Raw genomic sequence first — 11945 nt, forward strand, 5'->3', positions numbered from 1 at the left:
CACGCCGACTCTCCCACTCCCTACCACCAAAGACCGCGCTCGTGGCAGGGACCAATCATCAGGTGTCCGAGGCGGTATTGGGTCTGATCTGCGAGGCCGCGGAGGATGATGATGGGAAGGGCAAGGGCTGGAGGCACTTCATGTTCCTCGCCGACCACACGAGCCTCGTCATCTCGAAGGGAGGGAGACATCCGCAAGACCAACAGCCCGCTGATCCTAATCCCCCTGGGCTCGATGGCCGGAGACGCCCGGCGCGGGCGCCTTGGCCGTAGTTACCCGGGAGGCGACGCGCCTGATTGGGAGGGTTCGGGAAATAGCCGGGCACACCTAGCTTGCCGTGCCATCGCATCGCCGAGGAAATCGACGTCTGAACTACTGACGCGCTGCTTTCGTTTCCGGACATATTGACGTTTGGCAGTTAGCAACCAGCTTCGGATCTGAACTACCGTTCACGTCCTCTTTGGACGCGGCAACCCCTCGCAAAACACTTCTGCCGCGGTCCTGAGTAGGCGGGGTCGCCGTTCTCGCCGGTGAAGCTCAACCACATCGCAAGCGCCGAGCCTTTTGGCTCGGATTACTTCCCGGTTCTGGTCCGCAATTGACGGAGGAGCGTGTAGGCACCGCTCTATTCGGATTGGCCTCGACTGGGATGGCCGAGTTCCTCATCAGCGATGGCCTTGACGGTGGCGATATCCATCCCGGCTTTGTCGGATAGTCGGGCGACTTCCGCGGCGACCTTGGACCAATGCCAGAAGCCATTTCTGTCGCCCATGGCCCGGGAGCGGGCGACAAGGCGCTGCGCGTCGTAATACGCCATAAGCTCGTTGTTGAAGATCAGCCTTCGCGCGTCGGCCTGCCATAGCGCGCGCAACTGCCGGCGTCGATCTATCCAGCGCTGAACGAAACCAAGCATCTGATCGTGCCTACAGGTGCTTTAGACAGGAGCGCCAGGAAAAGCGCGCTGAGCCCAACCCACCACCTGATACTTTGGCTCCTTCGCAACTCGCGGTCAAATGACTGCAAGAGTGTGGAGGGAGAAGAGCATGTCTGCTTCGATCGGCAGCAAGAAGGCTGCTCAATACGTGCGGATGTCGACCGACTATCAGCAGTATTCAACCGCCAATCAGAAAGCCGCCATTGCCGCTTATGCCGCCTCGCATGGCGTTGAGATTGTTGCCACATACGAGGATTCAGGCAAGAGCGGGCTTACCATCAGCGGGCGTCCCGCCTTGCGCCAGCTAATCGCGGATGTTGCCGCCGGGCAGGACGTGTTCGACACGATCCTGGTCTACGACGTATCCAGGTGGGGGCGCTTCCAGGATGCCGACGAGAGTGCCCACCTCGAATACCTGTGCCGACTGGGCGGCGTTCGCCTTGAGTATTGTGCAGAGCCCTTTTCAAACGACGGCACGCCCTTCGCCAGCATCTGCAAGGTCGTCAAACGGGCGTTGGCGGCCGAGTATAGCCGTGAGCTGTCGGATAAAGTTTTCAGAGGCAAACGCCGCCTGATCGAGCTCGGCTTCCGACAGGGAGGGAGCCCGGGATTTGGCCTGCGGCGCTGCCTTGTCGACTCCAGCGGCCGACGGAAGACCATCCTGAAACGGGGAGAATACAAGAGCATTGCGACGGATCGGGTCATTCTCGTGCCCGGTCCTCCGGAAGAGATTGCAATCGTCCACCGCATCTATCGGGACTATGTCGAGTGCGGATTGGGGAGCATCGCCATTGCCGAGGCGTTGAACCGAGACGGCGTACGGAGCGAAAGCGGCCGGCAGTGGTCCAAGGCCGTCGTGAAGCGGGTACTGACGTCAGAAAAATATATCGGCGACAGCGTATGGGCTCGGTCGTCGTTCAAGCTGCAAATAGCCCGGCAACATAACCCGCGCGAGACTTGGGCACGTTTTGATGGAGCCTTTGAACCGATCATCAGCCGTTCGCTCTTTGAGCAGGCGCAGAAAATCCGTGCTGCCCGCTCGGCGAAATTGAGTGACGAGCAGATCGTGACGCGTCTTCGCGCTATCTACCGCAAGCACGGGCGGATTACCGCACGGCTAGTGAAGAAGGGCCGCTTCATTTGTGTCACCGCCATTCGGAGGCGGTTCGGCAGCCTGATCTCCGCCTATGAGCTGGCTGGCTATCGGCCAGACCGAAATCTCGCGTTCCTGGCAAACAACAAAGCAGCTCAACGTCTTCGCGCGGCAACGGCGGACGCTATCCTGACCGGAATGCGAAGTCGGGGACAAGAGGTCGAGCGGCTAAGCGGCGCATGTCGGTTTCTGGTCAATCACGAAATCCGGATCACGGTAACAGTCGCGCAGCAGAGGCGGTCTCAGCGGGGGCACCCCCGTTGGCTCGTTAAACCAGCTATGGGCATTGATGATCTGAGGATCGCGGTGCTGATGAATGGCCAAAGCGAACGCCCGCAAGCCTTCTATTTTTTTCCGAGCGCGGAGCTGCGTAAGGAGTGCCTACTGTCGCCCCGGAATCCGGCAGACTTGGAAGCACTACGTTCTAATGATCTCGAACCCCTCTTTGCCCTGTGCGCCCGACAGCGGTTGGGGCAGGCGGACCTCGGCGCGGCCGTGAGCGATGCTCCACCTTGCCGTCCTGATTTGCCCGAGCGACCCGCACGGAAGACGCGCTCACAGCCGCAGGCCTGCAAAACTTATAGCGGGGCATTCTCGCGCGCCTCCAGACAAATGCGCGACGCCATGAATCGGGCAACCGCCGTGGCATTGCGACTGGATATGCTGCGGCAGACCTTGGCAAGAGTCGTGCTCGATCCGCATCTCCGCGAAATCCTTCGCGCAGATGGCATCGAAACCGCCCCCTATGCTTTGTACCATCCGGAAAGGCACATCGAGGAGTCCGGCGAACGGTTCTATCGCGCTCACCTGCGGGAGGCCGCGCTGGACCTCTTGGGTAACGGAGGTTTGTCGCGTCGGGCACGTATGGTTCTGGCCAAGCTCAATGACCGATCGCGCGCCGAAGCCGCTGAGCTCATCATCCTTGTGAATGACATGACAGAGGAGTTCGCACGAGCGCTGGTGGCCGCAACTCCTGCGCGGGGACTGCGGGATGCTTCGCGGAAGCACATCTATGGCGCGGACCCTCGGCGCCTGAAGTCGATGGTCGCCGAACGGGAGCATTTGCTTCGCATTGCGAAACCGGCCTTCGCATCTTGTGGTCGGAATGCACTAGACCTAGTTGCGGTAGAGGCCTTTGCGCGGCGATTGATGGAGATCCGGAGCGTCGTTACGTGGCTCACTCGGCATGACAAGGACGCTTTACACTCTCTGTCATTGATCCGATGAGGTAGTTTCGTGGCACCCGGCAAACCGACTCGCCGATCCCAGCCTTGACGAAGATTGTCCCGTGGCCGAGCATATCGGGTATATGGGCCTTCGCGTCGGAGTACTCCTAAGCCGTTGGAGAAAGGATGCGATCGGTTCCTAATGGCTCGCTGGCCCACGCCAGGAGGACTGGCGCAAGGGATGTAGACCGGTTCGATGCGCTATTGGTGGGTGAACCAGAACCAGACCTACCGGCACGAGGTGGCGGGCGGCTATTTGTGGTCGCCCAAACGCAATGCGAACAGTGCGCGCAACCCGTTCTACGAGACGATGCGGGAAGTTGCTCCGGGCGACTTGATATTGTCGTTCGTCGATACTCGCCTAGTCGCAATCGGCATCGCCCAGTCCTATTGCTGGGAAAGTCCCAAGCCGTCAGAGTTCGGCACCGCCGGTCAAAACTGGGAGGACGTGGGCTGGAGGGTGCGAGTCGCGTTCACGCAGCTTCTCCACCAGATCCGACCCAAAGATTACATCGATCTTCTAAGGCCACTGCTGCCAGCCAAGTACTCGCCTCTCCAGATCAACGGCAATGGCCTGCAGTCGATCTATTTGGCTGAGATCCCGGATCTACTGGCCGAGGTTTTGTTCGGACTGATAGGCGCCGAGGCGGATGCCATTCGTGCGGCCGGTGCAGCAGTCAATCCGGTTCCCGACGATGATCTAGACACGTGGGAAGTGAAGATCGAACGCCGGATCGAGGACGACGCGACTATTGCCGAGACTGATCGGACCGCGCTCGTTCGGGCGAGGCGCGGGCAAGGGCTATTCCGTGACCGTGTGGCGCGGATCGAGAGCCGATGTCGCATCACCGGCGTCGAGAATCCAACGCACCTGGTGGCAAGTCATTGCAAGCCGTGGAGGGATGCAACCAACGAGGAACGGTTGAACGGCGAAAACGGCCTCCTCCTAACTCCGACCATCGATCACCTCTTCGATCGTGGCTTTATCGGTTTCGAGGACGATGGGCGGCTCATCTTGTCTCCAGTTGCGCACAGGCCCTCGTTGCAGCGCATGGGCATTGACGTAACTGCGCCGACAAACGTTGGTTCGTTTACGAGCGGACAGAAGGCGTTCTTAGATTTTCACCGTCAGTCGGTACTATTGCAGTCGGTCTTGCGTTGAGGGATTTTAATGACGCGACGTCCCAATTGCGGACATAGAGGCATGACTTCTGGCATTGCTAATAATCGCTCCAGCTAACGTCTGCTTAGGAGCGAGGAGCGATCATAGCAAGCGGCTGTATAGCCGGACCTGACGCGTCGGCGCAGTCCGTCGGGCAACTTGCTCGATTAAGTAGGAACGTAGGTCAGTCTAATCGCGTGCTCGCCAATCCGATGGTTGGCCACAAGGCGGAGCGGCGGCGGGGGCCGGCGAAAAATGACTTGCCGCGACCAAGCACGACGGGGTGCAAATAGACCAAGTCGAGACGCCTTATGCGTCAATCTCATAGGCCTCTCCCCAACGCTTCATGGCAAGGATGATTGGCCCCAAAGCCTTTCCTTTGTCGGTTAGAACGTACTCCGCACGTGGCGGATGATCTTCATAGTATCGTCGCTCGACAACGGCGGCCTCCTCGAGACGCTTCAACCGCGCGGACAACGTGCTCGGACTGATGCCGGACAACGAGGCTTCCAGGTCTTGGAAGCGGCGCGGGCCGAAGCGAAGAAGATCTCGGATTGCGAGCAGCGTCCACGTGTCACCAATGACGGCGAGAGCGGCCGCTACGGGACAGCGATCATTGTCGTTGGCGCGGGATGATTTCGCCTTAGGCATGCGGGCTCTCTCGACCTAGGCCAGTAATATAGCGCTCATCAGGGTTCCCAGCTACGACTTACGCATTGACTCCTATTTTCATAGTCACTACTATAATTATAGTCGTAAACACCGGAGATCAACGATGGATCCGGCAATCCCTGACTTTTGGCGCATGGCCCTCGTCGGGTTTCAAAGCATTGCGCCTCCACTTGTGTTGCTTGCCCTATGGGCTTCGATCCGCAGATCGCGGATTCCGGCTGACCAGCAGCTTGCGACAGGCGTGATCGCTGCGATTGTGTTCCTGGGCTGGTTTTTCACCGCACTTTGGTTCAGCAGGTCCGGAACGTTCGTTACGGGAAGAGATGAAGCGCCGCTGGTGCAGTTTGCACTCTTCACCCCAATCATCGGCTTGCTGCTCCTCCTTCTGCTCACAGGCCGGGGGCGGGAAATCGTTCTTGCTGTTCCCCAGCAGTGGCTGATCGGCGCGCAGGTGTACCGCAGCCTTGGCGCCGTCTTCTTGGCGCTGTGGGCGACAGGCAGATCGCCGGGCGAATTTGCTCTCCCCGCCGGGATCGGAGATATCATCGTGGGCGTCGCAGCGCCTCTCGTCGCGGTCATCTACGCCAAAGGCGTCCGTGGTGCGATCGCCATCGCGCGCGCCTGGAACGTTTTCGGGATGCTGGATCTCATAGTTGCCGTCACGACGGGATTTCTAACGGCACCGTCGCTGATGCAGGTGCTGGCGATCGACCGCCCAAACGAGCTGATCACCGCGTATCCTCTGGTCATGGTACCGGCATTCCTCGTGCCATTGTCCATTATCCTGCATGTTCTATCGCTGTGGAAATTGAGCCGCCGGTCTGATTGACCGGAGTGCGTCCGTCTGCGCATGCGGCGCCTTCGCGCTCGTCGTCACTTGTTCGCTTTGGGCGCGGAGGTTTGCCGGGGCCGGCGGATGGCTCTTACCTTGCCGCTGGCTCCCCCTCCGCAGAAGAACCGCTCGCCGCCATCGGACTCGAGTCCCGACACGCCCACACCGGCTGGCATCTCAAGCCGCTCAAGGACCTCGCCGGTTTGTGGATCAATGCGTCGCACATCGCTCTCGTCCCCCTCCCACGTACCGTGCCAGAGCTCGCCGTCGATCCAGGTGACGCCGGTCACCACGCGGTCGGACTCGATGGTGCGCAGGATGGCGCCCGTATCAGGATTGATCTGATGGATCTTCCGGCCCCTGTGCTGGCCCACCCAGAGCGATCCTTCGGCCCAGGCCAGGCCGGAGTCGCCGCCGCCACCCGGCGCCGGAATGGTCGAGAGCACGCGCCCCGTCTTGGGATCGATCTTCTGGATGCGGTCCTCGGCAATCTGAAACAGATGCTGCCCGTCAAAGGCCGTTCCCGCGTGCGCGGGGACGTCGATCGAGCCGACGATCTCGCCGCTTTCGGGGTCGAGGGCATTCAGCCTGTTATCGGACGCAAACCACACGTTGGTTCCGTCGAACGTGAGACCGTGCACCTTTTCGGCGCCGGGAAAGGGACCGTATTCTCGCAGGATTTCGGCTGCTGCGCGTTTCATGCCGCACCTCTGTCGCTCAGATATCCTGGAAACTTAAGCGCCAGGCAACGGCGCCGGGAGTAACAATGTCGTCGTGAAACCCGGCAGCGGCGGCGTGGTCCAGCGCCGCGCCCGCGCCCGGCCGAACGATTGGACCTTCCCTGCGGCGGTGAGATCGTCAAGCGCGCGCTGCACGGTGCGCTGGCTGGTCCCAAGTGCAAGTGCCAAGGCCGAGCTGGACCACAACTCGCCATCGGCAAGAAGCGCGAGGACTGTGCCATGCTCTTCCTCGACGGGTCGCGCCAGCACAAGGACACCGCGTGCGGATCGCGGCGAGAGCGCAAAGCCGTCCCTGGTTGCGGTTACGTCGGCCAGCGGTCGCAGAGCTCTTCGAAGGCGACCGATCTCGACCCGCAATCGTGCGCGATGCGACTCGTCGACATGATTGGCCCGGAATGTCCTCGCCAGGAGATCGCCTCTCGATACGTCTTTGGGCCAGGCTTCGGCAAGCGCGCGGGCAAGCGTGAACAACACCGGCCGGCGCGCGAGTGAAACCATCGTGTTTCTCCGACGGACTGCGTAACGACACGCATCCACGATCAAGGCGTTCGATGCCAACACCGTTTCGACGTCCTCGAGCAGGAGGGGACGTTCTTGGCCGTGCTCAATCAGTCGAGCCGCTGGCGTGCGCAGCACATGCCATGCACTTTCGACCTCGGCTATGAGCGCGGGCACACCGGCATCATGTGCCGCGCGCTCTGCGCATGAGAGGGCGTCGCGTGCGCTCTTCGTGAGGAGACGCCGAATGGCGATCCCCGCGGCCACCAGCTCATGCGCGGCGCGCCACGCCGGCGGCAGCGGTGATGGATCCACCTGGGCGAGGGCATTTTCAGCTTCGTCCAGGCGTCCGATCAGAAGGAGGCGCCGGACCTCGATATGCCGGGCATGCGCGGCATTCACCCAGTCGCCGCGCTCTTCGAGCATGGACCGCGCCGCGCCAAGCGCTTTCGGCGGCCAGGCGAGGTCACGTGACGCGAGTGCGATCTCGGCCTCGGCAACGACGCACCGCGCCCGCGCCACGGCCTCTCTCGGACCGAAGGTGCGCACCGCACGCTTCAGGAGAGCTTTCGCGCGCGTGAAGTCGCCAAGCTGCGCCATCGCGATGCCGCGAAGCGCAAGGGCTGGCGCATCGTCACGCAGCGCGACCCGGTTCAAGGCGCCAAGGGGATCACCCGTTGCGAGAGCGCGTGCCGCAGCCGTGATCAGCGAGTCCATCGGAATCCCGACGCACTTGTCACTCCCACCCCATCCCTACCGGGTGCCAAATCTATCGCACGGGCACCAGACACCCAAGGGAGCGTGAAGAGATGACGACACACAGGACCGGAACCCGGGACGAGTGGCTCGCAGCGCGGATCGAGCTGCTTCAGGCAGAGAAGGAGCTCACCCGACGCGGCGACGAGTTGGCGCGCCAGCGCAAGGATCTGCCTTGGGTTCGAATCGACAAGGACTATGTCTTTGATACCGACCAGGGGAAGCAGCCGCTGCGTGATCTGTTCGGGGGGCGCTCGCAACTCCTCGTCTACCATTTCATGTTCGGCCCGGACTGGTCGGCCGGCTGCCCCTCCTGCTCGATGATTGCAGACGGCTTCAACGGCTTCACGGTCCATCTCGCCAACCATGACGTGATGCTGTGGGCGGTCTCGCGCGCGCCGTTGGAAAAGCTGCAGGCCTACAAACGGCGCATGGGTTGGACCTTTCCCTGGGCATCGTCCCTCGCGAACGACTTCAACCACGATTTCAACGTCTACTTCACCGAGGAGCAGCAGAGCCAAGGCGGAATCGAATACAACTACCGGCGCGGCGGCCACGGTATGGACATGAGGCCGGCTCCGGAGCCCGTCGCTCAGCTTGCGGCGACCTGCGGAACCGACGTGCCGGACTATACGCGCGACAGGCCGGGCCTGAGCGCCTTCGCGCGCGAGGACGGTACCGTTTACCACACCTATTCCGCCTATGCCCGCGGCCTGGATGGCCTCTGGGGTGCCTACGCGTGGCTCGATCGTGCACCGAAGGGGCGGAACGAGGCAGGCGTGTGGTGGCGCCGATGGGACGAGTACGCCCAGCGCTGAGTATTTCCGACGCACGCGGCGCCGTTACCTTCTCTTGGGCACGGCGCACGATCGCAGGAGGAGACCACTATGGGCGAGGCGTACGCCTTCAAATCCGGCAGCAACCCGACCCGTCGCACAAGCCGCCACGTGGTCCTGCTCGGCGTCTCCGATTGGATTGCCCTTGCCGCCGCTCCCACCTTCGCAATCCTGGCGGGTCTTACCTTTGTCCTTGAGGGCGTCCCGCCGGACGTACTGTGCTCGACCACGCAGCATGCGTCGCCGCTGAACAGCATGGCCGTCATGTACGCACTGATGAGCGTTTTCCATTCGGTGCCTTGGCTGAGGCTGCTTTCCGGCCGAGGCAACGGCACCCGCCCGACCTGATCCCAGCGGCCGGTTCGGTATCCCGGTACGTAAGCATCAGACCATGGCGCTGGCAAAAAGTTCCTGCCGGGTGTCGGGATCGGCCTGCGCGGATCGTCCTCCGGGTGATTGCAGAGCAACAGAAAGCAGGAGCCGCGTCATGATCATCACCATCTCCGCCTTCCGCTGGGTGCCTGACTTTGCGCGCGGGCAAGTCCGCGACCTCCGTGTCCGCTGGGCGCTGGAGGAGGCCGGACTTCCCTATGGGTCGCGCCTGCTCGAGCAGGGCGATCAGGACAAGCCCGAGTATCGGCAAATGCAGCCATTCGGGCAGGTGCCGGCCTTCGAGGAGGACGGCTTCGTTCTCTTCGAGAGCGGCGCCATCGTCCTTCACATCGGCGAGCGCTGCGAAGCTTTGCTGCCGCGCGATCCGGCCGCGCGCGCGCGTGCAACGCAGTGGGTGATCGCCGCGCTCAACTCGGTCGAGCCCTATGTCGGTAATGTCGCCGACATCGACCTTTTCCACGCTGACGAGCCGTGGGCGAAGCAGCGCCGGCCGGATGCCGTCCAGTTCGTGGAGCGTCGCCTCGCCGGCCTGTCCAATGCCTTGGGTGAGAAACCGTACCTCGATGGTGATCGGTTCACGGCGGGCGACTTGATCATGTCCACCGTGCTGCGCATCCTCGAGTATACCGACATTGTGAAGCGCGACACGCGGCTCGCCGCCTATGTCGAACGCTGCATCGCTCGCCCCGCATTCCAGCGCGCGCTGGAGGCCCAGCTTGCGGATTTCCGCCAGGACGCGGCTTAGGACCGATCGTGAACCGCCCGTCGCGGAATGACCATCTTGCGGAGCGAGAGGTACCGAACCCTCGATCAAATGGAGACGACTATGAAGATCGTGACCAGCCTGAGCTTCCAGGGTCAGTGCCGCGAGGCGTTCGAGTTCTACGCCAAAGTCCTCGCCGGAAAGATCACGGTCGCCATGCCCTACGGTGATGCGCCCCCGGGCATGCCGATCACCGACGAGAAGTACAAGACCTGGCTGCTGCACTGCTGGCTCGAGGTCGGCGACCAGGCGCTGATGGGCGCCGACATGGACGTCGGCTGGGCCAGCAACATCGACAAGCCCAAGAACGGCTTCGACGTCACGCTGCATAGCGAGGATAAAGCCCAGAGCCAGCGCTGGTTCGATCAACTGTGCGAAGGTGGCAAGCAGGTCATGCCGTTCGGCGAGACCTTTTGGTCACCCGGCTTCGGCTCTCTCATCGACAAGTTCGGCGTGCCATGGATGGTCAACACCATACCTTCGGCTGACTGGAAGCCGCCGCAGGGCTGATCCCGTAGCCTATGCGCGCTTGAAAGTTTTTCCGAGCCAATCGCGCCACCGAGGTTCACTCGCCGCGGCGCGTTGCTCGGCATCGTCACCATAGAGATAGAAGGCCAGGCTCGCATTCGTGATGTCGCCGACGCCGTAGGTTCCGATCAGCGCGATGCCGGGAGCGGGCTGGCTCAGGCGCAACAGGACATAGCGCTGCTTGGTGTCCTGTTGCACGTGCTCGACAACACCCGATAGTTTCTCGGGCGTTTGCAGTGTCCTCTCGTCGCCGACATTGGCGCCGGCGAGACTAAGCCCTTCGGTCAGTTGCTTCCAGACATTGAGCTGGGGCGCCTCGACACGCGTTATCGCGAACGCCACGGCCGCCTTCATGCCGGCAAAATGCGCGAGATAGACGCGCAGCACCTGAAAGAAACCGGGCCAGCCGCTCTCGAAGCCTTCCATCTGGTCGTCCCAATCGTCCGTCAAGGCGAAAAGCGAATGCACCATGCGAACGATGCAGCGGTCGCCCGATCTGGCCGTCACGGTGATTTCCGTCGCGAGAGGGGGCGCACCTTCGCCCCAGTCGCGCTCGACATAGCCGAACCGCAAAGGCGGCTCCCAGACCGTCACCTCGCCCTTGGATTCTCCGTTCTCGCCCATGTCGAAATGGATCGCGCCGCCGACGCGCTCGTCGATCGTGGTCGGCGTAAACCAGGCGGTGTTGCCGGAACCCGTCGCCATTGCCTGCCAGACCTGCTCGGGCGTGCCGGGCACAATCAGCTCCATCTCCACCCAGCGTTTGCCGCTGCCGTCCTTCTTGATGGGCATGAGAGATATCCTTTTAGGGTTTGGCGTCGGCCGGCGCGGGGTAGGAAGCGACGATGAGCCGATGTGGCCGACCGCCCGGCGCGCTTGCATCGTGATAGCGCGCCGCCAGCGCCGCGACGGCGTTGGCGAGATCGGCCGTGAAGGCCGCGCGGTCGGCAGGCGACCGGAAGCGGATGACGGTGTCGATCGAAAGCGTAGCGAGTCGCTTGTCCTTTTGCCGGGCGCTGCGCCACAGGTCACCGACCTCGCTCACGATGCGGGCCGCGAGCGCAATGAGATAGCTGGCCGACAGGCGGTCGTTGTTGCGCGCCGGATCGGCGCCAATGGGACCGAGCGCCGTCGGTGAAACGACATAGGATGAGGCCGTCGCCACCATCAGCCGCTCGGTGAGTCCGCCCCATTGGCGTTCCTCGGCTGCCTCGACTAGCCCGTGATCCTCCAAGGCGCGCAGGTGATAGTTCACCTTCTGGCGCGTGAGGCCTATCCGCGTAGCAAGAGAAGCGGCCGAGGCCGGCTGCGAAAGTTCGGCCAGCAGACGGGCCTTGATCGGGTCCAGCGCGACCGCCGCAGCGGCCGGAGCATCGATAACGTCGAGGTCAAGCATGTGCACTTATCGCATTGACAATTTTTTTTGTCAATGCGGGTTCAGTGGTGTTTGCG

At 62.3% G+C, this 11945-nt stretch carries 14 protein-coding genes and 1 pseudogene; 8 read left to right on the forward strand and 7 right to left on the reverse strand.

Annotated features, from left to right (window positions below; translation table 11 throughout):
* The coding region (locus IT540_RS19530; protein WP_291181543.1) for a hypothetical protein at positions 1–272 on the forward strand (272 nt) is incomplete at its 5' end.
* A gap of 353 nt (positions 273–625) precedes the next feature.
* On the opposite strand, the gene IT540_RS19535 is transcribed toward IT540_RS19530, so the two are convergent.
* The gene (locus IT540_RS19535; RefSeq protein WP_291181544.1) at positions 626–913 is read right to left on the reverse strand and encodes a hypothetical protein; all 288 of its coding nucleotides are present in this window, start codon (positions 911–913) and stop codon (positions 626–628) included.
* 130 nt (positions 914–1043) lie between these two features.
* Between IT540_RS19535 and IT540_RS19540 the strand changes: the two genes are divergently transcribed.
* Positions 1044–3314: a recombinase family protein gene (locus tag IT540_RS19540; RefSeq protein ID WP_291181545.1), complete on the forward strand. Its 2271-nt coding sequence runs from the start codon at positions 1044–1046 to the stop codon at positions 3312–3314.
* Between the two features lie 195 nt (positions 3315–3509).
* Positions 3510–4475: an HNH endonuclease signature motif containing protein gene (locus IT540_RS19545; RefSeq protein ID WP_291181546.1), complete on the forward strand. Its 966-nt coding sequence runs from the start codon at positions 3510–3512 to the stop codon at positions 4473–4475.
* Positions 4476–4642: 167 nt separating this feature from the next.
* Here the strand turns inward: IT540_RS19545 and IT540_RS19550 are convergent.
* Positions 4643–4770, reverse strand: a pseudogene (locus tag IT540_RS19550) (dihydrofolate reductase); the annotation flags it as partial.
* Positions 4771–4784: 14 nt separating this feature from the next.
* Positions 4785–5126 carry a helix-turn-helix domain-containing protein gene (locus IT540_RS19555; RefSeq protein ID WP_291181547.1) on the reverse strand — a complete coding sequence of 114 codons (342 nt, stop codon included), beginning with the start codon at positions 5124–5126 and terminating at the stop codon, positions 4785–4787.
* A gap of 124 nt (positions 5127–5250) precedes the next feature.
* Between IT540_RS19555 and IT540_RS19560 the strand changes: the two genes are divergently transcribed.
* Positions 5251–5976, forward strand: a complete 726-nt coding sequence (locus IT540_RS19560; protein WP_291181548.1) for a hypothetical protein — start codon at positions 5251–5253, stop codon at positions 5974–5976.
* 44 nt (positions 5977–6020) lie between these two features.
* Here the strand turns inward: IT540_RS19560 and IT540_RS19565 are convergent, their stop codons facing one another.
* Positions 6021–6680, reverse strand: a complete 660-nt coding sequence (locus IT540_RS19565) for a PQQ-binding-like beta-propeller repeat protein (protein ID WP_291181550.1) — start codon at positions 6678–6680, stop codon at positions 6021–6023.
* A 33-nt stretch (positions 6681–6713) separates the two neighbouring features.
* On the reverse strand, positions 6714–7934 hold the full coding sequence (locus IT540_RS19570) for a helix-turn-helix domain-containing protein (protein WP_291181552.1): 1221 nt from the start codon (positions 7932–7934) through the stop codon (positions 6714–6716).
* A 92-nt stretch (positions 7935–8026) separates the two neighbouring features.
* Between IT540_RS19570 and IT540_RS19575 the strand changes: the two genes are divergently transcribed.
* The 4 genes from IT540_RS19575 (at position 8027) to IT540_RS19590 (ending at position 10475) form a co-directional block, all read left to right on the forward strand.
* Positions 8027–8791 carry a DUF899 domain-containing protein gene (locus IT540_RS19575; protein WP_291181554.1) on the forward strand — a complete coding sequence of 255 codons (765 nt, stop codon included), beginning with the start codon at positions 8027–8029 and terminating at the stop codon, positions 8789–8791.
* Between the two features lie 69 nt (positions 8792–8860).
* A complete protein-coding gene (locus tag IT540_RS19580; RefSeq protein WP_291181555.1) occupies positions 8861–9157 on the forward strand; it encodes a hypothetical protein in 297 nt (98 codons plus the stop codon).
* Between the two features lie 139 nt (positions 9158–9296).
* The gene (locus tag IT540_RS19585; protein WP_291181557.1) at positions 9297–9947 is read left to right on the forward strand and encodes a glutathione S-transferase family protein; all 651 of its coding nucleotides are present in this window, start codon (positions 9297–9299) and stop codon (positions 9945–9947) included.
* Between the two features lie 81 nt (positions 9948–10028).
* Positions 10029–10475, forward strand: coding sequence for a VOC family protein (locus IT540_RS19590; RefSeq protein ID WP_291181558.1), 447 nt, complete (start codon positions 10029–10031; stop codon positions 10473–10475).
* Positions 10476–10484: 9 nt separating this feature from the next.
* On the opposite strand, the gene IT540_RS19595 is transcribed toward IT540_RS19590, so the two are convergent.
* Positions 10485–11285: an SRPBCC domain-containing protein gene (locus IT540_RS19595; protein ID WP_291181559.1), complete on the reverse strand. Its 801-nt coding sequence runs from the start codon at positions 11283–11285 to the stop codon at positions 10485–10487.
* A 13-nt stretch (positions 11286–11298) separates the two neighbouring features.
* Positions 11299–11889, reverse strand: coding sequence for a helix-turn-helix domain-containing protein (locus tag IT540_RS19600; protein WP_291181560.1), 591 nt, complete (start codon positions 11887–11889; stop codon positions 11299–11301).
* Between the last annotated feature and the right edge of the window lie 56 nt (positions 11890–11945).

Origin of the sequence: Hyphomicrobium sp., from assembly GCF_020852195.1 — a bacterium.
GTDB lineage: Bacteria > Pseudomonadota > Alphaproteobacteria > Rhizobiales > Hyphomicrobiaceae > Hyphomicrobium_C.

Excerpts from the sequence above, each read along its gene's own strand:
- IT540_RS19600 (WP_291181560.1), bottom strand. The coding sequence starts at position 11,889 with ATGCTTGACCTCGACGTTATCGATGCTCCGGCCGCTGCGGCGGTCGCG.
- IT540_RS19540 (WP_291181545.1), top strand. The coding sequence starts at position 1,044 with ATGTCTGCTTCGATCGGCAGCAAGAAGGCTGCTCAATACGTGCGGATG.
- IT540_RS19560 (WP_291181548.1), top strand. The coding sequence starts at position 5,251 with ATGGATCCGGCAATCCCTGACTTTTGGCGCATGGCCCTCGTCGGGTTT.
- IT540_RS19545 (WP_291181546.1), top strand. The coding sequence starts at position 3,510 with ATGCGCTATTGGTGGGTGAACCAGAACCAGACCTACCGGCACGAGGTG.
- IT540_RS19535 (WP_291181544.1), bottom strand. The coding sequence starts at position 913 with ATGCTTGGTTTCGTTCAGCGCTGGATAGATCGACGCCGGCAGTTGCGC.
- IT540_RS19565 (WP_291181550.1), bottom strand. The coding sequence starts at position 6,680 with ATGAAACGCGCAGCAGCCGAAATCCTGCGAGAATACGGTCCCTTTCCC.
- IT540_RS19570 (WP_291181552.1), bottom strand. The coding sequence starts at position 7,934 with ATGGACTCGCTGATCACGGCTGCGGCACGCGCTCTCGCAACGGGTGAT.
- IT540_RS19595 (WP_291181559.1), bottom strand. The coding sequence starts at position 11,285 with ATGCCCATCAAGAAGGACGGCAGCGGCAAACGCTGGGTGGAGATGGAG.
- IT540_RS19555 (WP_291181547.1), bottom strand. The coding sequence starts at position 5,126 with ATGCCTAAGGCGAAATCATCCCGCGCCAACGACAATGATCGCTGTCCC.
- IT540_RS19580 (WP_291181555.1), top strand. The coding sequence starts at position 8,861 with ATGGGCGAGGCGTACGCCTTCAAATCCGGCAGCAACCCGACCCGTCGC.
- IT540_RS19590 (WP_291181558.1), top strand. The coding sequence starts at position 10,029 with ATGAAGATCGTGACCAGCCTGAGCTTCCAGGGTCAGTGCCGCGAGGCG.
- IT540_RS19585 (WP_291181557.1), top strand. The coding sequence starts at position 9,297 with ATGATCATCACCATCTCCGCCTTCCGCTGGGTGCCTGACTTTGCGCGC.
- IT540_RS19575 (WP_291181554.1), top strand. The coding sequence starts at position 8,027 with ATGACGACACACAGGACCGGAACCCGGGACGAGTGGCTCGCAGCGCGG.